General features: G+C 42.0%; 24 protein-coding genes. 7 read left to right on the forward strand and 17 right to left on the reverse strand.

Annotated features, from left to right (window positions below; translation table 11 throughout):
* Window positions 1-3: 3 nt before the first annotated feature.
* From H7968_RS02470 to H7968_RS02505, 8 genes are all read right to left on the reverse strand, one after another.
* Entirely contained in the window at window positions 4-417 is a 414-nt protein-coding gene (locus H7968_RS02470) for a VOC family protein (protein ID WP_227394658.1), read from the reverse strand.
* 75 nt (window positions 418-492) lie between these two features.
* The gene (locus H7968_RS02475) at window positions 493-999 is read right to left on the reverse strand and encodes a hypothetical protein (protein WP_227394659.1); all 507 of its coding nucleotides are present in this window, start codon (window positions 997-999) and stop codon (window positions 493-495) included.
* 75 nt (window positions 1,000-1,074) lie between these two features.
* A complete protein-coding gene (locus H7968_RS02480) occupies window positions 1,075-1,518 on the reverse strand; it encodes a hypothetical protein (protein ID WP_227394660.1) in 444 nt (147 codons plus the stop codon).
* A complete protein-coding gene (locus H7968_RS02485) occupies window positions 1,511-1,789 on the reverse strand; it encodes a hypothetical protein (protein WP_227394661.1) in 279 nt (92 codons plus the stop codon). The genes H7968_RS02480 and H7968_RS02485 overlap by 8 nt, the downstream gene beginning before the upstream one ends.
* Window positions 1,790-1,883: 94 nt before the next feature.
* A complete protein-coding gene (locus H7968_RS02490) occupies window positions 1,884-2,339 on the reverse strand; it encodes a DinB family protein (RefSeq protein ID WP_227394662.1) in 456 nt (151 codons plus the stop codon).
* On the reverse strand, window positions 2,336-2,710 hold the full coding sequence (locus tag H7968_RS02495) for a hypothetical protein (protein WP_227394663.1): 375 nt from the start codon (window positions 2,708-2,710) through the stop codon (window positions 2,336-2,338). The genes H7968_RS02490 and H7968_RS02495 overlap by 4 nt, the downstream gene beginning before the upstream one ends.
* Window positions 2,711-2,794: 84 nt before the next feature.
* A complete protein-coding gene (locus H7968_RS02500) occupies window positions 2,795-3,196 on the reverse strand; it encodes an NUDIX domain-containing protein (RefSeq protein WP_227394664.1) in 402 nt (133 codons plus the stop codon).
* 45 nt (window positions 3,197-3,241) lie between these two features.
* Window positions 3,242-4,591, reverse strand: a complete 1,350-nt coding sequence (locus H7968_RS02505; RefSeq protein WP_227395072.1) for a dihydrolipoyl dehydrogenase family protein — start codon at window positions 4,589-4,591, stop codon at window positions 3,242-3,244.
* A gap of 158 nt (window positions 4,592-4,749) precedes the next feature.
* On the opposite strand from H7968_RS02505, the gene H7968_RS02510 reads away from it, so the two are divergent.
* On the forward strand, window positions 4,750-5,190 hold the full coding sequence (locus H7968_RS02510; protein WP_227394665.1) for an OsmC family protein: 441 nt from the start codon (window positions 4,750-4,752) through the stop codon (window positions 5,188-5,190).
* A gap of 50 nt (window positions 5,191-5,240) precedes the next feature.
* On the opposite strand, the gene H7968_RS02515 is transcribed toward H7968_RS02510, so the two are convergent.
* Together H7968_RS02515 and H7968_RS02520 are read right to left on the reverse strand one after the other, a co-directional pair.
* Window positions 5,241-5,924, reverse strand: a complete 684-nt coding sequence (locus H7968_RS02515; protein WP_227394666.1) for a Crp/Fnr family transcriptional regulator — start codon at window positions 5,922-5,924, stop codon at window positions 5,241-5,243.
* Window positions 5,925-6,203: 279 nt separating this feature from the next.
* Window positions 6,204-6,866 carry a TVP38/TMEM64 family protein gene (locus H7968_RS02520; RefSeq protein ID WP_227394667.1) on the reverse strand — a complete coding sequence of 221 codons (663 nt, stop codon included), beginning with the start codon at window positions 6,864-6,866 and terminating at the stop codon, window positions 6,204-6,206.
* A gap of 146 nt (window positions 6,867-7,012) precedes the next feature.
* On the opposite strand from H7968_RS02520, the gene H7968_RS02525 reads away from it, so the two are divergent.
* From H7968_RS02525 to mntA, 3 genes are all read left to right on the forward strand, one after another.
* A complete protein-coding gene (locus H7968_RS02525) occupies window positions 7,013-7,444 on the forward strand; it encodes a hypothetical protein (RefSeq protein WP_227394668.1) in 432 nt (143 codons plus the stop codon).
* Window positions 7,445-7,651: 207 nt separating this feature from the next.
* The gene (locus H7968_RS02530; RefSeq protein ID WP_227394669.1) at window positions 7,652-9,490 is read left to right on the forward strand and encodes a methyl-accepting chemotaxis protein; all 1,839 of its coding nucleotides are present in this window, start codon (window positions 7,652-7,654) and stop codon (window positions 9,488-9,490) included.
* Between the two features lie 136 nt (window positions 9,491-9,626).
* On the forward strand, window positions 9,627-10,034 hold the full coding sequence (gene mntA, locus H7968_RS02535) for a type VII toxin-antitoxin system MntA family adenylyltransferase antitoxin (protein ID WP_227394670.1): 408 nt from the start codon (window positions 9,627-9,629) through the stop codon (window positions 10,032-10,034).
* On the opposite strand, the gene H7968_RS18145 is transcribed toward mntA, so the two are convergent.
* From H7968_RS18145 to H7968_RS02560, 4 genes are all read right to left on the reverse strand, one after another.
* On the reverse strand, window positions 10,031-11,047 hold the full coding sequence (locus H7968_RS18145) for a GrpB family protein (protein ID WP_406566341.1): 1,017 nt from the start codon (window positions 11,045-11,047) through the stop codon (window positions 10,031-10,033). The genes mntA and H7968_RS18145 overlap by 4 nt on opposite strands.
* 394 nt (window positions 11,048-11,441) lie before the next feature.
* Window positions 11,442-11,672 carry a hypothetical protein gene (locus H7968_RS02550; RefSeq protein ID WP_227394671.1) on the reverse strand — a complete coding sequence of 77 codons (231 nt, stop codon included), beginning with the start codon at window positions 11,670-11,672 and terminating at the stop codon, window positions 11,442-11,444.
* A gap of 138 nt (window positions 11,673-11,810) precedes the next feature.
* The gene (locus H7968_RS02555) at window positions 11,811-12,254 is read right to left on the reverse strand and encodes a threonine/serine exporter family protein (protein ID WP_134373832.1); all 444 of its coding nucleotides are present in this window, start codon (window positions 12,252-12,254) and stop codon (window positions 11,811-11,813) included.
* 15 nt (window positions 12,255-12,269) lie between these two features.
* Window positions 12,270-13,031, reverse strand: a complete 762-nt coding sequence (locus tag H7968_RS02560) for a threonine/serine exporter family protein (protein WP_406566356.1) — start codon at window positions 13,029-13,031, stop codon at window positions 12,270-12,272.
* Between the two features lie 304 nt (window positions 13,032-13,335).
* Here H7968_RS02560 and H7968_RS02565 point away from each other — a divergent pair, with 304 nt between their 5' ends.
* The 3 genes from H7968_RS02565 (at window position 13,336) to H7968_RS02575 (ending at window position 17,897) form a co-directional block, all read left to right on the forward strand.
* Window positions 13,336-13,785, forward strand: a complete 450-nt coding sequence (locus H7968_RS02565; RefSeq protein ID WP_227394673.1) for a helix-turn-helix domain-containing protein — start codon at window positions 13,336-13,338, stop codon at window positions 13,783-13,785.
* 12 nt (window positions 13,786-13,797) lie between these two features.
* On the forward strand, window positions 13,798-14,952 hold the full coding sequence (locus tag H7968_RS02570) for a PstS family phosphate ABC transporter substrate-binding protein (RefSeq protein ID WP_227394674.1): 1,155 nt from the start codon (window positions 13,798-13,800) through the stop codon (window positions 14,950-14,952).
* Between the two features lie 551 nt (window positions 14,953-15,503).
* Window positions 15,504-17,897 carry a bifunctional diguanylate cyclase/phosphodiesterase gene (locus H7968_RS02575; protein WP_227394675.1) on the forward strand — a complete coding sequence of 798 codons (2,394 nt, stop codon included), beginning with the start codon at window positions 15,504-15,506 and terminating at the stop codon, window positions 17,895-17,897.
* Between the two features lie 70 nt (window positions 17,898-17,967).
* On the opposite strand, the gene H7968_RS02580 is transcribed toward H7968_RS02575, so the two are convergent.
* The 3 genes from H7968_RS02580 to H7968_RS02590 all read right to left on the reverse strand — a co-directional run bounded on the left by H7968_RS02580 (window position 17,968) and on the right by H7968_RS02590 (window position 20,583).
* On the reverse strand, window positions 17,968-18,969 hold the full coding sequence (locus H7968_RS02580) for an acrylyl-CoA reductase family protein (protein WP_227394676.1): 1,002 nt from the start codon (window positions 18,967-18,969) through the stop codon (window positions 17,968-17,970).
* 16 nt (window positions 18,970-18,985) lie between these two features.
* Window positions 18,986-19,582 carry a DNA-3-methyladenine glycosylase gene (locus tag H7968_RS02585; protein ID WP_227394677.1) on the reverse strand — a complete coding sequence of 199 codons (597 nt, stop codon included), beginning with the start codon at window positions 19,580-19,582 and terminating at the stop codon, window positions 18,986-18,988.
* Window positions 19,583-20,382: 800 nt separating this feature from the next.
* Window positions 20,383-20,583, reverse strand: a complete 201-nt coding sequence (locus H7968_RS02590; protein WP_134373846.1) for a cold-shock protein — start codon at window positions 20,581-20,583, stop codon at window positions 20,383-20,385.
* Between the last annotated feature and the right edge of the window lie 328 nt (window positions 20,584-20,911).

Below are 20,911 nucleotides of genomic sequence, written 5' to 3' on the forward strand. Positions count from 1 at the left end.
TATTTACTTTACTTGCATTTTCCTCACATTTTCTCTGTGAAAAGGTGAATCTTTCACTTCATCAACTACACTGAACGGATTTCCATCCAAATCAAAGAAATCGAAAAACTTCATCCCTCCGAACTCTCGAATGTCAGACGTACATATCCCCTTGTTATTAAATGATGCGTATGCTTCATGAATATCCTCAACGACAAAGTTAAAATACCCATTTTTTTGACCTTGTCCAGCTGTGAATTCCGATATCTGTGGAGAATCAACACTAACAAGCCCCAGTTGTGTATCGCTCTCTGGAAAATAAAACCCCGCTCCACCATCCCATTGATCAATCTTTTTCACACCAAGATTTTCTTCATACCACTTCGATGATTGTTCCAGATTTGCAACTGGAATAAAGACACTTCCTACTCTGAACACAAGCTCTCCCCCTTTTAAATTGCTAAAACCAAATAAAAAGAAGAGCTCCTATTAAACTCTTCTCAACATTACATTCTACAAAAACCTTTTTATTCCTTTACAGTTAACTAATTCAACAATCTTTCCTGTTATTAGAACGGGGGCAGACTGTACTACACGTATCGCAAAGGTGAATCCACCACTCCCCTCTTCCCATTCAGCATGAATATGATAAATATATATTCCGGGTTCATCAGGAGCAATGATATCAGAACCATTCCATTCCGGCTGCTGCACTACATATCTACTTATCCACTGGTCCACTGAGAACATTTTCTCACCTTTCACATTAATATAAATCCGCTCCCCAGATTTTACCTCTACAGGTGCTGATCGTAAGCCAATATCGTAAATTGAGGTCAAAGGCGATGATACACAGGCAACATTCGTCAGGTTTTTCCAGCAGTATGGTCCCTGCATAACACTAATCTCGTATTTGCCAGCCATGACTGTTGGCAAGGGTGGCTTTCCCATGACACCAATTACGAGAACGAATACCAGCAGAATAGCCGTAATAATAAAAAATGCGCCTTTTAAAATCAATGCGGCCACCACCCTTTTTCTTTTTAGACGGGTGAAAGAGACCGCTCGTTTCATAATAAAGATCATTTGAACATTTTATGGCAAAACCTGTATGGTGAAGAGATAACTGGCGCTCCCTTTCTCCCAGTAGCCAGCCATCCTGTATTGATAGGTGCCTGGTTGATCAGGCGCTTTAAAAGTGGATGAATCAAGCACCATACTTTTATAAGTTTTATCTTCAGCGAATTGTTCAACCGAAAAAGAGTTTGCCTGCTTCTGATTAATATGAATCTCTTCTCCAGGCTCTACAGTCATCCTGTAGGATGCTTTTGCAGGCTCAGTTCCCAGAGAAGGATCAGCTGTCACACATTCCGCTGATATGAGACCCTCCCAGCAATAAGATCCGCTAATCGGGACGGCACTTTCAAGACCCGCATGAACAGTTATAGAAGGTGGATGATTAACAGACTCTAAACAGATCACGCCAAAAAGAATTAAACTGATAAAAGCGAAGAGTATCCACCTCACATAACTAAGCATGACGGCCGGTCCTCATATTAACTAAAATGGTCACCGCTACTAAAATTCCCGTTATGCTGAACAGTCCGCCAATAGATAAGAAAGACTTTGCGTAGACAGGAATGTCTTTTTCCATTACACGGTCATTGATCTCAAATATCCCCAGATAAATTCCGATCCCTGACCCATCAACATCTGTCCCCAGTGACTGAAGCTCAAGTCCTTTTAAAAATAAGATACTGCCGATCAGAATGAAAGCTACTGCCATGACCCATTTCGTCCATTTATTCATCAGAATCTCCCCTTTATGAATTAGTCGATTATTCATCAAAAAAGATTCATTGATCCAAAAATAGCAGATCATGATTAACGATCTGCCAGATGCGCTATACTCCTAATCCGCGATGTATATAATTTGCCCTTACCGGCTTCTTCCCGAGCGCTCTTGACCAGATAGACAACTGACCTGAATGATGAATCTCATGAACGATGATGTGATTCAACACTTCTCCTTCAGTAAAGGTTTCGCCTTCTATGTCAATACGGAGATCTTCACGATCTGTTGTCCAGCTTTCTATGTAATCTTTGATTTCATGATGATACTGATCATTCAGATGCTTTACTTTTTCAAGGGTTATATAACCGGTAAGATCATCATCAAACAGCTCTCCTTTTAAATCCTTCAGCCAACCGATTTCTACCACCACAATATGTAACAGCGTCTCAAGAATATTTCCTACTCCACCTGTACGGTTCAGCAGCAGGTCTTCTTCTGGAAGCTCAAAAGCCCATTCAAACCATTCCTGTCTCTTTTGCCAGTTATAATAAAACAATTTTTTCATGAACGTGCTTCCTCTCTGTTTTTATAACCGGAGGCTTTTATTGCCCGAATCAACCTTTGTATCAGTAACGTTCCCCATAGCAGCAGACCCATATAGAACATCGTGAAGAAGTTAGGTGTAAAGGTAACAGTTAAAAACCCGATAAATCCTAATCCCCGAAAAACGGAAAGTCCACTTCCCTCATCCCATTGCTCAATGCCGGGAAACCCTCCCTCTGTTAAAAAGAAAAATCCCACATTTGACAGCACATATCCCAGAAAAGCTCCAATCGGCAAACTCCATATCTTCGATTTAAGCAGTGAGCCAATGATGATTCCTAAGATAAAAAACCCAGCAGGATAGAAAATGAGCAGCACCGTATAGGTTGTCATTCGATTCAGCTCCCTTTGTCTATTCTATCTATTACATTCTTCGGGTCTGCTCATCATTCCTGCTTTTTGGATGTGTTTTTCCATCTATATCTTACTCACCTGTTCAACCGCCCATTTATGATGCTCCAAAAGGAGTTTCTCCTTCGCCATTTCCTTTGTCATCCATGTCAGATCGTAACCATCAGTCATCCTTTTTCTTCCCTTTAATGAAACTGCATAAAAGGAGGCCTCATGCTGAATGTTCTCTCCATCCTGATCATAGTGGTGTTCGGCTCGGCCAATACACGAATTTAAAAACGCCTGATATCCCGTTTCTATTTCAAACTCTCTCAAAAGACACTGGTCTTCCTTATCATGCTCTGCCATCTCCCCGCCCGGTAAAAAATACTCCCCTTTATAGTTTCGAACCAGCAATATGTGCTGATCTTTAAAACAAACACCATATACCATTCTTGCGTACCGGTAATTTGCATCTTGCCGCTTCATACCAAACCTCATCATAAAGAACACCACCTTATAAAATTTTTAGGGTCAAATCATATATTGCAGATCAGATGCAGCAGTCGGGTATCCAAATATCACCTGCTTCAACTCAGATACCGGCAATTGAAAATGGATAGCTGTTGTAAAATGATTGATCAGCTCATCTGCCTGCATACTAATCAAGTGTGCACCGAGCAAACGGTCATTTTCCACGTCAATAATCAGCTTTGCTGACGCCGCTTTTTCATTGGCTTTCCTGTACGTGTACCAGTCTTTCATATCAAGATCACTTACCTTAATTTCATATCCTTTTTCTTTAGCTTCCTCTTCTGTCATACCGACAGAAGCAAGCTTTGGAAGAGTAAAGACAATCGTCGGTGTAATTGGATGTTTCATCTTTTTCACGTTGCCATTTAACAGGTTCTCTGCAACAATGTTTGATTCAAAACCCGCCAGAGGGGTAAGAGGACGATTTCCGCTGGCTGACACATCACCCGCTGCATAAACATGAGGGTTGGATATACTTTGTAGAAATTCATTTACCTGAATGCCCTTTTCGTCTGCCAAAATACCTGCTTCAGTCAGATTCAGTTTACGAATGGCAGGCGTTCTCCCAGCACCGTGAATGACGATGTCTGCCTGCCATTCTATTTCCTTACCATTCTGATTTCCTTTCAATGTATAAACGTCCCCCTGATTCATCAGACTCGTCACATCTGTATTCAAATGAAACTGAATGCCCACTTCTTCAGATCGTTTCATTAGAAGCTGAACATGATCCGCATCAAATCCTTTTAATATCTGATCACTTCTGTGAATAAGATGAACCTCCGAGCCTGCTCTTGCTGCAATGTGGGCAAACTCCATTGAGATATAGCCGCCTCCTATAAAAATGATCCGCTTTGGTAATTCCCCTAGCGCCAGAAAATCATCACTATGCTTTAACAGTTCTGCGCCCTGAAATGGAAGCTCGGCAGGCTCTGCACCTGATGCAATTAAAAACTTATCAGCCTCCAGCAGTTCTCCACTCACATTGATCGTGTGATCAGAAACAAAGGCGGCTTCTCCATGGAAAACGTCTATGCCCGCTTCTTTAAATGCTCTGACTTTTCCATCAGGAACCGGTTCAGTAAAAGTTTTTTTAAACGTCATTAACGCCTGCCAGTCAATCGCCTGATCCTCCGCAATCCCTTTCCCTTTCATTCTGTGAGAAGCGTCTACTATTTCTGCCGCTCCTACAAGCACCTTTTTAGGATCACAACCTCTCAATGCGCACGTCCCTCCAAATGGTCTGGCATCAACCACCGCCACTCTCCAGCCTTCTTTTCTACATGCCTGTGCTGCCACACTTCCAGCTGAGCCACTACCAATCACAATCAAGTCATACTTTTTCACTATCAATCACCTTCCGATGAGTATTTTTACCCCTATACCTGTAAAAGATGAATAATAAACCGATTTTTACTTTTGAAGGTGCTCAATGTTAGCCAGCTAACTTTTTGTCATACCCGGGATTGCTACAATTCAGGTGTAATACAGAAAAGGAGATGTTAATTGTGTCGAACAAAATGTCTTTTAAAGTAGATGGATTTACTGAAAATATGAAGACGGAACTCACAAGTGGACAGCACCTCATTATCATTGATGAGCCACCGAATATGGGTGGACAGGATGAAGGTCCGGATCCGCTGACAAATATGCTTGCATCATTGGCTGGATGCGAAAATGTTATTGCAAATATGGTGGCAAAAGAAATGGATTTCTCTCTTGATAAGATTGAATTTAATATAGAAGCTGAATTGGATCCCCGCGGATTGATGGGAGACCCTGAGGTAAAGCCGTATTTTGAAACAGTAACTGTTAAAGCCACCGTGCATACAGACGAAACACAGGATCGTATAAACGAGCTGAAAGAAAAAACAGATGCACGCTGCCCTGTTTTTACAACACTTAAAGCGGCCGGGGTCGACATGCAGGCTGAATGGCTGAAGGCCTGAAACATTGAAAAACCGCTCTTATACTACAGAGCGGTTTTTCTTCTATCCTATTAGCCTTTTTCTAGGATTTTCTGAATGTCATCAGCTTTTATCGCGTATCCGCGAATCGTCTTTTTAACAAATCCCTCTTTTTTCAGACTGCTCATCAGCAGTGAAATGGATTCCCGGGAAGATCCAACCATCGTAGCAATGTCTTCATGCGTCAGCTTCATCTGGATGGATTGCCATTCTTTTTCCCGCTTACCGCTTTTTTCACTCATTTTCAACAATAGAAAGAGGGTACGATAGCGAACATCCGCCAGTGCAATTTTTTCACTCAGATCATAAGTTTCTTTTAACCGGTTAGAAAGAATCTGAATCAACTTCAGTGAAACATCCGGCGATGATCTGATAAATTGCTCAAATTTCTCTTTATTCATCGTGCAAATATAGGAATCCGTCATCGCTTCAGCGTAAGTTTCCTGATCTGTCAGCGTAAAAGAGTCCGTTTCACCAAAAACATTTCCATCTACAAGAATATCTGTAGTGAATTGTTTACCATTTGGGGTCATCCGGTACAATCGGACCTGACCCTTCTTTAAAATAAACAAAATATCCAGGGATTGCCCTGGAATCAGCAGCTGTGTTCCTTTTTTAACAGGTGTCATCGTACTGCTCTGATCGATTTTTTTCAGCTCATCCATTGGTAGTTCATCAAATAAATTTATATGGGAGAGGAGTGTCAGTTTATCCATGAGATCCCCTTCTTTCTTTCATTCTGAATTGGCTCAATTATATACCATACCCGGCTGTCATGAATGTCAAAATGCACGTGATATTCTTTATCAAAGCCGGGTTCCTTTCAATCAGTTTTCAGTATTTGATTATCGTAATGAGGTACTGTCAATTCCATATGAGATTAGACGAAACGGCTTTCCGATATTGTTTTATAACCAACAATATTATTCCGGAGCCAAACTTTTCTCATTTCTTCAAATGATGGAATAAAAAAAGCTGTCCAAAGACAGCTTTTTTTATGGCGCTTCCCCCTCATTTGAGCGTCCCTGTAAATATGCTTTTATTTTTTTTCTGAAAAGCATCGGAATAATAAATATGACTGCAAAAATGGATACTGCTAAAACGATCGTGCCTGCGCTGTCTGAACCAGTGCTGAATCCAAGAAAAGTGTAAGCGAATGTTCCCGGAATGATACCGATAAGCGTTGCTAACGTAAAGGGTAAAAGTCTGATTTTCGAAGCTCCGGCTGCATAACTGATTAAATCAAAGTTAAACAACGGTACCAGCCTTAGCAGTAAAACGATAAAAAAGCCGTTGTGTTCCAATTGGTCCTGAAGCTTCTTCCCTCTCTCTCCCAGCTTTTCCTCCACTCTTTTAGCTCCAGCTTTTTTAGCAAAGATAAAGGCAAGAATCGCTCCCGCAGTAGCACCTGTCATGGTCAAAAGAGTCCCGTATACAGGACCAAATGCCAATCCTCCTGCAAGAGAAAGAACTGAAGCTGGAAACAGAATAAACGGCCTTGCTGAATAAAGTAATACGTATAATAGTGGTGCAAGCATACCAACAGACAAAATCCAGTTTCGTATCACCTCAGGAGATAGATCCAGTACAGTCTGATTTAATACAATCAGACCTGCGATCAGGATCAAAACAACAATGATCCATCCCCATCTTTTCATATTCAATCACCTCTTTGACCAGATTAATATACTTTCATCTTTAAAAACTGTAATTCAACTCACAATTAAATTTTCAGAATTGTTAGTTATCTTACTTTTTATTCGTGTACCAGACGTTAAGATAAACAAAAAGGAGTGATGACTTTATGGTAACGGCAAAACAGCGTCCTGTCATATTTCCAGTGTCCAGAACAGTCACAGTTTCACTCGTTGCCAGTACAGTTGCAGGAATTGTTTTTGGTCTTTATATGCAGACAATCGGTATGATACCAATGATTGCTTCACTGGCCGGTTCTGAAAGTCTGTTTGCAGGATGGACGCTCCATATGATTATCAGCTGGACATTCGGTCTTGGATATGGTGCCATGACCCGTTTCTCAAACCGTTATATCATTCTTGGCGCAGTGCATGGTTTACTTATTTGGCTGATTGGCCCCATCATTGTGATGCCACTTATGATGGGGATGGGCACAATGTTCGCAGAAATACTGACGGGCGCACAGCTGACGAACCTGATCACCCATCTTGGATTCTCCCTTATTACTGCTTTTATCTTTACAATTTTGATGAGACGTTAAACGGTCATAAATAGCATGATTCCCGTTATCTGATGAGATAGCGGGAATTTTTATTGAATCAATTACTTAGGTCAGTACTTTTTAAATGGGGGTCATATCAATCAAACATTTATTTCCGGCTCTCCGTTTACACTGTACCACCTTGGGTATTTATCACTTATAAAGAACTATAACTTTTTAACTATTTAGGAAAGCGAGGGATTTTTGTTGAGCATTCAAAAGAAAAGCTGGATCATGACGGGGCTGCTGGTGGCAAATATTATTGCGATCGCTTTATTTTCGTTTTTTTCTTCACAAAACAATGCACAAATTGCGGAAAGTAACGAAAACCGCTATCAGTCCTATTTGTTAGCGGATGAGTTACGGCAAAGTTCGGATGATCTCACCAGATTAGCACGTACATATGTCATCACGGGAGATCCATTTTATGAAGAAATGTATTTTAATGTTTTAGCTATTCGAAACGGTGAAGTGCCACGTCCGGAAAACTATGAGCGTATATATTGGGATTTCTACGCTGCCTCAGGTGAAGCACCACGGCCGGACAGTGATGTTCAACGCTCTCTTAATCAGCTGATGATTGATGCGGGCTTTACAGAAGAGGAAATGGCGAAGCTTGCAGAGGCAGAGGCAAACTCCAATACACTTGTGAACACTGAAGTCATTGCCATGAATGCTGTAAAAGACATTGTCCCTCCCGAAGCAGAAGCTTTGAAGGAAGCAGAGGAATCAAATAGTGAGTTTGCTGCGCGTATCATGCATGATACCGCTTATCACGTTGAAAAAGCGACGATTATGTCGTCTATCGACGAATTTTTTGCCATGCTTGATGCCAGAACATCTGCTGAAGTAACAGCAGCTACGGATCGGCAGGCTGTATTAAACACGATACTGATTGTACTGATTCTTCTTTTGGTTGGCTCAGTCGTTTATAATGCGATCAGCCTCAGATCCATCGTTAAGCCAATCAGACGTTTATCCGGAACGGTGGAAGAGCTTGCAGGTTACGACTTAACGACAAAGACGAATGACGCAGCTCAGGATTACGCTCATCGCAAGGATGAAATTGGTGTCATTGCTGCATCCATTTTAAATATGCGGACTCAATTTACAGCGATGATTCAGCTCATAAGTCAAACCGCCGTGGATACGAATCAGACAGCTCAGTCTTTAGCAGCAGCAGCGACGGAAACAGGCATGACATCTGAGCAGATTGCGATATCCATTCAGGAAGTAGCGACAGGCTCAACAACTCAGGCAGACCGGTCCAATACCATTCTGGAATCCAGCACAGAAGTGCATCAAATAGCAGCAGACGGACACTCAAGCATTATCAGTACAATCGATAATCTGAGTGATACCGGACGTCTGGCCCGAAGCGGCAATGATGTGATTAATGAATCCGTCACCCATTTAGAGATAATAACGGACAGCGTTCATCAGTCCTCTCAGGCAGTTCAGCAGCTTGGAGCACGTTCGGGCGAAATTAACAGCATCATTACGACTATCACAGATATTGCCGGTCAGACAAACCTTCTTGCATTAAATGCAGCGATCGAAGCAGCGAGAGCAGGTGAAAGTGGTAAAGGATTTGCTGTTGTCGCATCGGAAGTACGAAAACTGGCAGAGCAATCAAGCGATTCCGCAGCAAAAATTGCAGATCTTATTCACACGATTCAGACTGAAACGCATGAAACCGTCAGTATGATGGAACATAACGTGAAGCTCGTTGAACAACAGGCTGACATGATGTCTTCAGCATCCGGCGCACTGCGGGCCATTCTTGAAGCGGCAGAACGTGGTGAAAAGGATACTGAGGTTATCAATGAACTGTTTGACAGGCTTCAAAAAAGTGCAGCAGAATCCCTTGAGAATGTACAGGAGATTGCCAGCGTGATCGAGCAGACAGCAGCGGCTGCCGAAGAAGTTGCTGCCGCAGCCGAAGAACAGACAGCCACTGTTGGTGACATTTCTAACCAGGCTCAGGAATTGCGCGAAAAAGCACAGACACTTGAAGAGCAGATCAAACGCTTTAAGGTGGATTAAATGGAAGGAAGGTGTGAATCTCCTGTGAGGTTCACACTTTTTGGTTTTTAATTTTCGATATCTCAGTACACATTGGATTATTTATCCGTTAATTCATACAATATAGTAAAGAAAACGTTTCGAGGAGGGACATATGATGGACATAGCAAGCAAGGTGACTGACATTCTAATTAAACATTTAGACCCAGCATTTATCATTTTATTCGGCTCACAGGCAACCGGAAATATTCACAGTACCAGTGATATTGACTTGGCTTATATAAGTGACAAGGATCTCCCTCCCTTTGATATGTTACACATTAAAAGTGAGCTTGCTGAAAAACTGCATCATGAAGTTGATTTAATCGATATTAAAAAAACCAATACTGTTTTTGCAGCTCAAATTTTTTATTATGGCAAAGTGATTTATAGCCGGGATGATAATCGCTACACAAAAGAATCAATGAAAGCACTATCTATGTATGCATCATTTATTGAGAGAAGAGACTTTATCATAAAGGATATTGTGAAACGAGGTTATGTGATTAATAATGATTCCGACTAAGAAAAATGAATACTATTCACCCTCCACCCCAAATACTCCTCCCGCTCACTTTCAAAAACACCTGTCTGAACCCATCTACACGCCTTGGATACAAGTGGTGAAGAATTTTCAGCAGTTAAATCCTCCATTGCCATCCAGACAGCTCCTCCAGAATCCTGTCCTTCAAATGTTTCAGGCACCACGATATCTCCACCTGTGCTGATCTCATAAAATACAGCAATATGATGGATCCAATCGAATTCCTGCCAGTGTGAAGGAAGCAAAAAGTCTGCCGTGCCAATCTGATTCGCCGAAAGGATACTCAGGCCCGTCTCCTCCGCCATTTCTCTATGGAGCGCTTTCGTTAAGGCTTCTCCCTCTTCAAGACTGCCACCCGGCAAATCAAACCGGTTTTGATAAGGTCCCCTGCTTTTTCGTATCACAAGCATTTTCCCATTTTCCACATTGACCCCGTACACACCAAACGGCTTATTCACCTTCCCTGCTCCCGGTCTCAGTTGATAAATGCTTTGTACAAAATCTGTTTTGGCTTCGGTGTAACCCTCGATCCCCGTTGTATGCTCACTCACATAGTCGTTTTTAATCGCTCCATATTGATCCCTGGCATTTTTGTTTTCATTTAAATAATCGCGAAAAAAGATCAGGTTGCGCCATAAAGGTCGGTCATACTCAGTTAAATGAAGGTAATGCGTTTTAATTTTATAGTCAGGATCGGCAAAACGGGCAAAAACGATTTCGCCAGGTTTTTCAACTCTCAATCGTAAGAAACCCGCCTTCTTCAATGAATTAAATATATACGGTTCAACGTCATCCAGATTATCTACACCCATTAGCAGATCAATAATCGGTTTAGCTTTAATTCCAGGAATCGCTGTGCTCCCAATATGTTCAATCGGCAACTCTACACCTTCCAACTCTTCTAAAATAGAAGTTTTCACTGTTTCAAATTCAGCTTTCCACGCGTATGTATGTGGTACAATCCGCACCTCATCTCTTAATAATCCAAGTTCCATTCAGACACTCCCTTTCCTTTTTTCATCTTACCCGGCAGATCAAAACAAAAACAGGCTTAAAATGGATTTATTTGTATGTTATAATAGACTTATAAAGATGGTCATTTTACATTCAAATCAAAACCACCAGTGAGAACTGGTGGTTTTGATTTAGACGTTCACAGAATTTCGTGTGAGGTTCGCAGAATTATGCGGGAAGTTCACAAGAAATGGATGTCCGTTCACAGTATATGAGATATGTTTCGCAGGATTTTCACGTTGTTTCACAGGTTCATGTCCATATACCTAGTACCCAACCCGACAAAATCAAAAAGCTCCCCCCATTTGGAGAGTGGTTTTTCAAACACAATTAAAAAGGCTGCTGATTCACATTCATCAGCAGCCTTTCATTTATCTATTTCTGTAAATTCCTAAGCCTGACACCAGCACCAAAAAGAAGTACCCCAGTCATGACTAAACTGCTGTAAAATGCGAGTTGGAAAGGTCCTCCACCGAGATGACTAAAAGGGAACGGGCCATTTAAAAAAGTCATTCTAATACCTGGGTTTGCATTCATCGTACTCCATAAAATCAGCGGCAGCATAACAAAAAGACAAGCCATGTAAAAAACAATTTTATGCTTCATGTCGACTCTCCTTTATGCAGAATCTCTCTTGATGTCCTATCAGGATGATATTAACATAAAATCACTTTATTTACCAAAAATTCTTAAAATTCCATTTGAAATATAAAAATGAGACTGCCTTCTCAGACAATCTCACTTCTATCCAATTCTCTTCAGCCTGCTCTGCTTTAACAGCTGATTAATTACCTCAGATAACACGATCCCCATCGCGATAGAACCTGAAATCAAAAAAGCTTTAGCTGCAAATTGGACCGCTGTATTGTAATCATTTGTTGCAAAAGCACGCATCGCATTATAGGCTGTCCCACCAGGTACAAGCGGAATAATCCCGGATACAATATAAATAATAATGGGCGCCTTATATACTCTTGCATAAAACTGACTGATCACAGCAATTAGAAAAGCGGCTGTAACTGTTGCAGGTATCTCTCCTATCCCAAACGTAAAGAGGAGAAAATAAGTCATCCAGCCAATCATTCCGACAAAACCGCATTTCCACAAAGATTCCTTCGGCGCATTAAAAATAATGCCAAAGCCTGCCGCTGCAATAAAGCTCGTGATGATTTGAATCAAAATATCCATCCTTTTCTCCCCTCCTTACAGGAACGTCACGATCACAGCGATTCCGGAGCCAATGGCAAAAGCCGTTAAAAATGCCTCTGCTCCCTTTGACAGTCCCGATATAAAATGACCGGCGATCAGATCACGAACCGCATTTGTAATTAACAATCCCGGCACCAGTGGCATAACAGAGCCAATAATAATTTTATCCAGCTCCTGTCCAATTCCCGTCAACACACTGATGGCAGCAAGTAAACCAATGATTAATGAAGCCATAAATTCAGAGAAAAACTTAAGCAGAATTAAATCATGAAAATAGACAACACTGGCAAAACCGACTCCTCCAATCACCATGGCAGGAAGAAAATCTGCCCATGAGCCGTCAAACATCATTAAAAAACAGCCACTTGAAATCGAAGCCGCAGCAATACGGATTTTCAATGGGTACGTTTCCTCTGCTACCTGAATCCGTTTTAAAATCCGGTAAGCCTGCTGAACATCCAGTTCCCCGTTGGCAATTCTCCTTGAGATACTGTTAACCTGCATGACTTTTTTCAAATCAGTCGTTCTGTCTGAGATTCTGATCAGCTTCGTCTTCGTCGGCTCTTCCGTTTCAATGGAAAACATAATGCCTGTCGGTGTCACATAGCTATGAGATTCCTTGATTCCGTAATTTTTCGCAATCCTCATCATCGTGTCCTCAACCCGGTACGTCTCCGCTCCGCTTTCGAGCATAATTTTCCCGGCCAGCAGACTCACATCCATAATGTCATATTGTTCTTCCAAATATTGTTCCATGTTATCGATTTCCATACGATCGCTCCAGTCTTGCCATTTCGTTCGTAAATTGTGGTACTAGTGTATCATGATTGTTTGTCAGAATGGTCATTAAATCATTGTAAAGATAGCTTTTATTTACGTTTAATCATGTCCTTCGATTCAATCATCACTGGCACACTTTCATGTAATTTTTCAAAATCGTTGGACTTGAACGCAATAGATTCCAAATTAACATTTTTTCCAAAAAGAGATTGATCAACATGATTTTTAGTGTAAAATTACACTATAAGTATACTTTAACCCTAATTAGGTGGTCATGAAAATGGAAAAAGAACAGGTTGTACAGGAAATTGCAAAAAAAATGAAACTGATCAGAACAGAGCAGTCACTCTCTCAGGATCGTATGGCTGAAATTCTCGGCATTTCTAAAAAAACACTCGTCCAAATTGAAAAAGAACGAACGCTTCCCGGATGGAATGTTGTGGTGAGCTTTACAGCGCTTTTCGAAAACAGTGAGATTCTGCAGAATACGCTTGGTAACGAACCGCTTGAAGTGATTCGCCTTGTTACGTTTGGGACACCGGAAGAGCCCTATGGAAAAACGATGGGCGGTAAGGTGTGGTGGCGGGAAATTGATTCACAAAGCGGCTACACATTGCAGCAAAACCTGATCAGCCAGCATTACCGCATTATTGACCAGCAAAACTTCCGCTGGTACAGCACGTTTGATCAAAACGAAGCATTGGAACGTTTTAAGCAGTTAATACACTAAAGGAGGACATTTATGATCTGGAAGACGTTTGTATCAATTATTTTAGCCATGGGCCTGCTGTTTTTCACCGTATTTTTGAGTTTTACTGTTTATTTTAATTTTGGTTCCCCTGGCGTTACATTCGTATGGATTGCCTCTTTCGTGTTTTATGTCATTTTAGTGATGGGGATATTCGAAAAGCTTAAAGGGAAGACATTCAGAATCACATTGAGCGCTTTTGTGGGTTTGTGCATAATTGTGTTAATAAGTCGTTACGGCTATGACCTTTATATTGAACGGATTACGAATTCAGCTGAGGTAGACTTGACCGAATATGAACCTTTCGGATCAGGAACAAAAGCTGTCTCATTAGAGCAGGATGCCTCACTTCAGCTCTCTGGCGATCTCCCGGAGCTGGATGGAGCCACTGCACTATATCCTGTGTATTCCGCTTTTGCCCAGGCAGTTTATCCTGAAGGACATTATCCACATGTGAATAACAGTGATGGCATTGTCTTATCCACAAAAACAGACAGTGCTTATACACGTCTAATTAAAGAAGAAACGGATATTATTTTCGTTGCCGGACCGTCTGAGCGCCAGATTATAGCAGCTGAAGAGGCAGGACATACTTTTGAAATGACGCCAATTGGCCGTGAAGCATTTGTCTTTTTCGTCAATGCCAAAAATCCGGTTGACTCTCTAACGATGGAACAGGTACAGAAGATCTACTCCGGGGAAATAACAAACTGGAGTGAAGTTGGTGGGGAAAATGAAGACATTCAGGCGTTTCAGCGTCCTGATGATAGTGGAAGTCAGACAGCACTTGAAAACCTGATGGGGGATATTCCTTTAATGGAAGCCCCTGCTAAAGAAATTGTTTCCGGTATGGGCGGGATCATTCGTGAAACCTCTGATTATCGCAACCATGGAAATGCCATTGGTTATTCATTCCGCTTCTTCTCTACAGAAATGCATCGTGATGGAGATATCAAACTGCTTGCCATTGATGGCGTGCCTCCTTCAGAAGAATCAATTCGCGACGGATCTTACCCTATTGCGTCAGAATTTTATGCAATCACGGTGGGAGACCGTACCGAAAACGAAACAAAGCTCATCGACTGGATTGTTTCCGAAGAAGGACAGTGGATTGTTGAAGAAACGGGATATGTTGGTGTAAAGGAATGATCAACAGCATAGACCCTTTTCTCTGGCAATTAGTGATTGTACCAAGCATTGTCATCAGTGCCGGATGCCTTAGTTCCTGGTACTTCAGAAAGCTTTGGGTTGGTCCTGTGATTACATTATTTATGAACATGATTTTTGAAGCTTGGTATTCACTGATATATTTCCAATTAGAATCAGTAAGTTTTTCATCATGGAATTTCTTTTTTCCCTTTACAACCTTCATCCTGGTCACGCTTGCCTATTTTATTTTTCGAGAATGGAAACCTGAGGACTCATCTTCTTAGACTAGATCTTTTTAACATTGAGGGATATAAATTAGAAAAACCAAAAGTGCCTGGTTATTCCGTAAGCGCCAGCGGCTTGTGAGCCGCAATGAGCGCAGGAATGATCGGGCACGTTTTTATCTCAAATCCAAAAATTTCTAAGAATAAAATAACTTGTCTATAAGAGAATAATGAACTATTATTTTATTACGTATAAAGGACTATTTCTTAATATTTTCCCGTTTTACACTCGAACACAGCCAAGCCCCACAGACTGGAGGATTTTTCATGGGAGAATACAATCTGTTTCTCGTTACAGGCTCATTGCTTATCGCGATCTTTTCCTCATATGCCGCCTTACTCCTTGTGAAAAAAATGATTCAGGAAAACAAAAGAAGTCGAAAAGGATTGTGGCTGACATCAGGAAGCCTCATTTTCGGGGCTGGCATCTGGTGTATGCACTTTGTGGCGATGCTTGCGTATCATTTGATTATGCCTGTCTCCTACCATCCGGGTCTTCTGTTCCTCAGTATTGTTTTTGCCGCTATTTCCAGCTTTACCGCTTTTCTACTGTTAAATAAGAAAGTCATCACGTCAAGAGTGATTATTTTTGGATCCGTCTTCATTTCCATCAGTATTTTATCTATGCATTACATAGGAATGGAAGCCATGAGAATGCAGGCTGATATTGTGTATAACCTGTGGATTGTTGCATTATCTGCTCTGATCGCGGTCGTTGCTTCCTATGCAGCACTGAGAATTTTCATCTATTTTTCGTTTCAGAAAAACAGCAGTGCCTTTATTGGTCCTGCTATCAGTGCGGTGATCATGGGAATCGCTATCTCAGGTATGCATTATACCGGAATGGCTTCAGCTACTTTTGATCACTCCGCTCATCACGCTGTCCAGGACGTGACCGGACTGGATCAAAATACGATTGGTTCTATTATTGCCATCGCCATGCTGATCATTTTATCTTTTGTTTTTATCGTCATTTTTTATGATAAAAAAATGGCGCTGGCAAACCAGAGGCTGACAATGACTGATCAGCTATACCGCTCAATTATGGATGCTGCCAATGATGCCGTCATCACCACTGATGGTAACGGAGCTGTACTTTCCTGGAATAAGGCTGCAGAAACGATTTTTGGATATGGAAAATCTGAGATGATGGATCAACCCTTATCCGTCATTTTGCCTGGTTACGAACTTTCATCGGACAACGACAAACAGACTCTTGTTCTTAAAGGAAAACATAAGAATAATAAGACTTTTCCCATTGAACTGTCGTTTTCATCTGTAAAAAATGAAAGTCAGCTTTACTACACAGGGATAATCAGAAACATTTCCGAGAGAGTCAAACAGCAAAAAAAGATTGAAGAGCTTGTCTATAAGGATCCACTGACGAACCTTCCTAATAGGCGCATGTTGAATGAAGAGCTCGGGAAGATGATCCACTCAGCAAGTAACACAGGTCAGGAAGTCGCCGCAGCATTTATCGATATGGACCGCTTTAAACAGGTGAATGACGTTTATGGACATCAGACCGGTGATCTGCTGCTGAAGGCTATGGCGGATCGCATGAGTCATTTACTTAAATATGAAGATCTGATTGGAAGACAAAGTGGAGATGAATTTATCATCCTCTCTCCTGCCAGTTCCCCTTTTCAGATCAGCACAAAGGCTAATGCCGTATTAACAGCTTTTAAAGATCCTTTTTTAATCGGAAATACAGAGATTTTTATGTCTCCCTCTATCGGGATCAGCCTTTATCCACAGGATGGGATCACTGCTGATGAGCTGATTAAGCATGCCGACATGGCTATGTACAAAGCAAAAGAGCTCGGTGGGGCACATTTTCAATTTTTCACCAGTGAAATTAATGACGAAATTTCAAGCAAAATGAAGATGGAGTCAGGATTAAGAAAAGCCATTATGAATGAAGAACTGGAGGTTTATTATCAGCCGCTTGTCTCTATTCATGATAATCAGATTAATGGAGTCGAAGCGCTCATCCGTTGGCACAGCAAAGAATTGGGTACAGTATCTCCCGCAGATTTTATTCCTTTAGCTGAAGAAACGAACTTGATTTTACCGATCGGCGAATGGGTCCTGCGAAAAGCCTGTACGCAATTTACTGAGTGGAAAAAATCAAATTACATGCCCGGTCATCTTGCTGTGAATATTTCGTCTATCCAGTTTAAGCAGGAGGATTTCCCACAGCTCGTACGCAAAGTCTTAGAAGAAACAGGTATGCCTCCCCACTGCCTTGTTCTTGAAGTGACAGAAACCGTTATTCAGGATGTGGAAAAGTCCCTTCCAACCTTACACAGCTTAAAGGAAATGGGCATTAAGCTTTCGCTTGATGATTTTGGGACAGGCTATTCATCCCTGCAATACTTAAAGGATTTCCCGCTGGATATTATTAAAATTGATAAATCATTTGTACAGTCCCTCTTAATCAGTCCTAAAAACCAGGCCGTTGTGGATATGATCATCAATATGGCGGAGCAGCTGGAAATGGAGGTCATTGCTGAGGGAGTGGAATCCGAGGACCAGAGAAAATATCTCGCCACGAGAGAATCTATTTTTTATCAGGGCTACCTGTATAGTCCTCCTTTAACATTTGAAGAACTGACTTCCCAGCTTGTCAGTCAGTCCGTTCAACGACTTGCTGAATAGCCGTTATAAAAACAGTGGATTCCTGATGGAGTCCACTGTTTTTCTGTCTTATAACCTGAGACTTTCGGATTTATTCCTCAACCTTCACGAGCACACGACCTCGAATTTTACTCTCAATAATATCCTCCATCGCCTGCGGAACTTCTTTCAAAGAAACCTCACGATTGACCAGCAGCTCCAAATCATCAGGCTTCAAATCCTGACCGAGACGCGCCCAAATCTCACTGCGAAGAGGCATGGCACAATAAGCAGAATCAACGCCGAGCAAACTGACCCCTCGCAGGATAAACGGATGCACCGTTGTCGGGATTTTGGTTCCGCCAGTCAGACCGCTTACAGCTACTGCGCCATTCTGCTTCATTTCACTCAACACCGCAGCCAGGCTGTCTCCGCCAACCGGATCCACTGCCGCCATCCATTTCCCTTTACTTAACGGCCGGATTTTTCCGCCATCATACACTTCATCGCGTGACAGCACTTCTTTAGCACCCAGAACTTTTAAAAATTCATGCTCTGACTGTTTTCCTGTACTTGCAGAAACATCATAACCCCGTTTAGCGAGCATCGCCACAGCCATACTGCCGACACCGCCTGTGGCTCCAGTAACGAGAACCTTGCCGGATTCAGGGGTAATACCTGCCTGCTCAAGTCTATGTACAGATAATGCAGCCGTAAAGCCTGCTGTTCCAAAAATCATCGCATCACGCAATGAAAGACCTTCCGGCAACGGCACCACCCAGTCAGCAGGTATTTTCGCATACTCACTATACCCGCCAAAGTGTGTGACACCAATATCATAACTTGTGGCAATCACCCGGTCTCCCTCACTGAAACGGTCGTTCTCTGAGGAAACAACCGTCCCTGACAAATCAATCCCTGGTATAAACGGGTACGACTGAACAATTTTCCCGTCCTTCAATCCCGCAAGCCCATCCTTAAAATTCACGCTTGAGTATGCAACCTTAATCAGCACTTCCCCTTTTGGAAGATCTTCTTCAGATAGCTCTCTTACCTGCGCCTCTACCTGATCATCTTTTAAATCCACCATCACTGCCTGAAATGTTAACGACATGTTTTTCTCCCCTTTACTATTTTGATATATATGCATTGTCTTTCACCCAGAAACGATAAGGATAATCGCGCGCTTCGCCTGTGTTATCAATCCCTATCCTTGGTCCTGACACCACTTCAAAAGCACCCTCCGGCCAGCCCTCACAGATCTGAAGCGGCCTCCTTGTAAAATGAGTTCCGTAATCGGACATCGCAATCCCTAACGCTTTCGTCAGCTTTCCCGGACCACTCGTCCATTCAAGCTGCTTTCGCCCCTTTCTGCGCTGCTCCATTAAATGCAGTCCATCAACAGGTTCGACCGCCCTGATCAGCACAGCCTGAGGTGTATCTATCTCAGCTGCCACAACATTCACCAAAGTATGTGTATGCATCTGATACGTATAAACAGAGCCCGCTTTTCCAAACATGATCTCTGTTCTTCGCGTCCTCCGGTTACCAAAGCTATGGGCTGCACGATCCTCAGCTCCCATGTATGCCTCCGTTTCCACAATAATACCGGACGCCATTCCATCAGCTGTTTCTTTCACCAGCAGCTTACCTAAAAGGGCAGGTGCAAGCTCCAGCGCACTTTTTTCATAAAAAGACTGATTCAAAGGAATCCGTTCCATCCACATCCCCACTTTCCATGCCTGTACTCTTCTGCTTTTCCCTTTGTAAGTCCTGTTTGAAACGGGATATATGTGTGAAAGTGTGTGGATATTCATTATGGGACAAGGGTTGTGAGGTTAAGTGGTGAATTCGTGAGGATACGGGATGAGTTCGTGAGGTTAGCCTACGAGTTTGTCAGGTTAGAGACTGAATTCGCCAGCTTACAAAAAAGTTCGTGAGTTCAGTGAGGTTTGATCTACTCCGGTTACCCTCTGCTTACGCGAAACCAGTCTACATTAACAACCGGATCTGCTTCCGCGCATGCAGACAGCATACCTGTATAGACTTTGTGAGGTTACAGACTAAGTTCGTGAGGATGCATCCGGAATTCGTCAGCTTATCCGGCAAGTTCGTCAGCTTCTTCATTGAATTCGCCAGCTTACAAAAAAGTTCGTGAGTTCAGTGAGGTTTGATCTACTCCGGTTACCCTCTGCTTACGCGAAACCAGTCTACATTAACAACCGGATCTACTTCCGCGCATGCAGACAGCATACCTGTATAGACTTTGTGAGGTTACAGACTAAGTTCGTGAGGATGCATCCGGAATTCGTCAGCTTATCCGGCAAGTTTGTGAGCTTCTTCATTGAATTCGCCAGCTTACAAAAAAGTTCGTGAGTTCAGTGAGTTTTTACCTACTCCGGTTACCCTCTGCTTACGCGAAACCAGTCTACATTAACAACCGGATCTACTTCCGCGCATGTAGACAGCAAAACATAAAAAAACACCTGCATCTCCTAAGAGAAACAGGTGTTTGAAATTGTAAAAATTATAATTTTACAACGTTAGCAGCTTGGTCGCCACGGTTGCCTTGAGTGATGTCAAAGCTAACTTTTTGACCTTCTTCAAGAGTTTTGAATCCGTCGCCAGTGATAGCTGAGAAGTGTACGAATACGTCTTCGCCGCCGTCAACTTCGATAAATCCAAATCCTTTTTCTGCGTTAAACCATTTTACTGTACCTTCGTTCATGGGTAATTCCTCCACTTTGTTCTTGGTTTTACTTAATAGCTGAGTAAAAACAAAGAATTCACATGCTAGCACGAATTTTACATGATCGGAAATGTAAAATCCCTGATAACATGTGAATTAGATGGTTGTTACGTATTAAGCATGTGTTAATACTAGCACGCACTCGTATAAATAGCAAATTATTCTTTACTATATTTTCCGACAGGTTTCGCAATACGGGCTCAAAGCCTATATATACTAACGGTTCAGAGGGAAATAAACTCATTTCTTTCAGGTTCATTCCCCTCTAAGAAACCGTCGAATTTATATCTGGCTTTAAGTCGGATGA

Origin of the sequence: Jeotgalibacillus aurantiacus (assembly GCF_020595125.1) — a bacterium.
Classification (GTDB): Bacteria; Bacillota; Bacilli; order Bacillales; family Jeotgalibacillaceae; genus Jeotgalibacillus; species Jeotgalibacillus aurantiacus.

Excerpts from the sequence above, each read along its gene's own strand:
- H7968_RS02480 (WP_227394660.1), bottom strand. The coding sequence starts at position 1,518 with ATGCTTAGTTATGTGAGGTGGATACTCTTCGCTTTTATCAGTTTAATT.
- H7968_RS02485 (WP_227394661.1), bottom strand. The coding sequence starts at position 1,789 with ATGAATAAATGGACGAAATGGGTCATGGCAGTAGCTTTCATTCTGATC.
- H7968_RS02490 (WP_227394662.1), bottom strand. The coding sequence starts at position 2,339 with ATGAAAAAATTGTTTTATTATAACTGGCAAAAGAGACAGGAATGGTTT.
- H7968_RS02495 (WP_227394663.1), bottom strand. The coding sequence starts at position 2,710 with ATGACAACCTATACGGTGCTGCTCATTTTCTATCCTGCTGGGTTTTTT.
- H7968_RS02500 (WP_227394664.1), bottom strand. The coding sequence starts at position 3,196 with ATGAAGCGGCAAGATGCAAATTACCGGTACGCAAGAATGGTATATGGT.
- H7968_RS02515 (WP_227394666.1), bottom strand. The coding sequence starts at position 5,924 with ATGGATAAACTGACACTCCTCTCCCATATAAATTTATTTGATGAACTA.
- H7968_RS02520 (WP_227394667.1), bottom strand. The coding sequence starts at position 6,866 with ATGAAAAGATGGGGATGGATCATTGTTGTTTTGATCCTGATCGCAGGT.
- H7968_RS02525 (WP_227394668.1), top strand. The coding sequence starts at position 7,013 with ATGGTAACGGCAAAACAGCGTCCTGTCATATTTCCAGTGTCCAGAACA.
- mntA (WP_227394670.1), top strand. The coding sequence starts at position 9,627 with ATGGACATAGCAAGCAAGGTGACTGACATTCTAATTAAACATTTAGAC.
- H7968_RS18145 (WP_406566341.1), bottom strand. The coding sequence starts at position 11,047 with ATGGAACTTGGATTATTAAGAGATGAGGTGCGGATTGTACCACATACA.
- H7968_RS02550 (WP_227394671.1), bottom strand. The coding sequence starts at position 11,672 with ATGAAGCATAAAATTGTTTTTTACATGGCTTGTCTTTTTGTTATGCTG.
- H7968_RS02555 (WP_134373832.1), bottom strand. The coding sequence starts at position 12,254 with ATGGATATTTTGATTCAAATCATCACGAGCTTTATTGCAGCGGCAGGC.
- H7968_RS02560 (WP_406566356.1), bottom strand. The coding sequence starts at position 13,031 with ATGGAACAATATTTGGAAGAACAATATGACATTATGGATGTGAGTCTG.
- H7968_RS02565 (WP_227394673.1), top strand. The coding sequence starts at position 13,336 with ATGGAAAAAGAACAGGTTGTACAGGAAATTGCAAAAAAAATGAAACTG.
- H7968_RS02570 (WP_227394674.1), top strand. The coding sequence starts at position 13,798 with ATGATCTGGAAGACGTTTGTATCAATTATTTTAGCCATGGGCCTGCTG.
- H7968_RS02575 (WP_227394675.1), top strand. The coding sequence starts at position 15,504 with ATGGGAGAATACAATCTGTTTCTCGTTACAGGCTCATTGCTTATCGCG.
- H7968_RS02580 (WP_227394676.1), bottom strand. The coding sequence starts at position 18,969 with ATGTCGTTAACATTTCAGGCAGTGATGGTGGATTTAAAAGATGATCAG.
- H7968_RS02585 (WP_227394677.1), bottom strand. The coding sequence starts at position 19,582 with ATGTGGATGGAACGGATTCCTTTGAATCAGTCTTTTTATGAAAAAAGT.
- H7968_RS02590 (WP_134373846.1), bottom strand. The coding sequence starts at position 20,583 with ATGAACGAAGGTACAGTAAAATGGTTTAACGCAGAAAAAGGATTTGGA.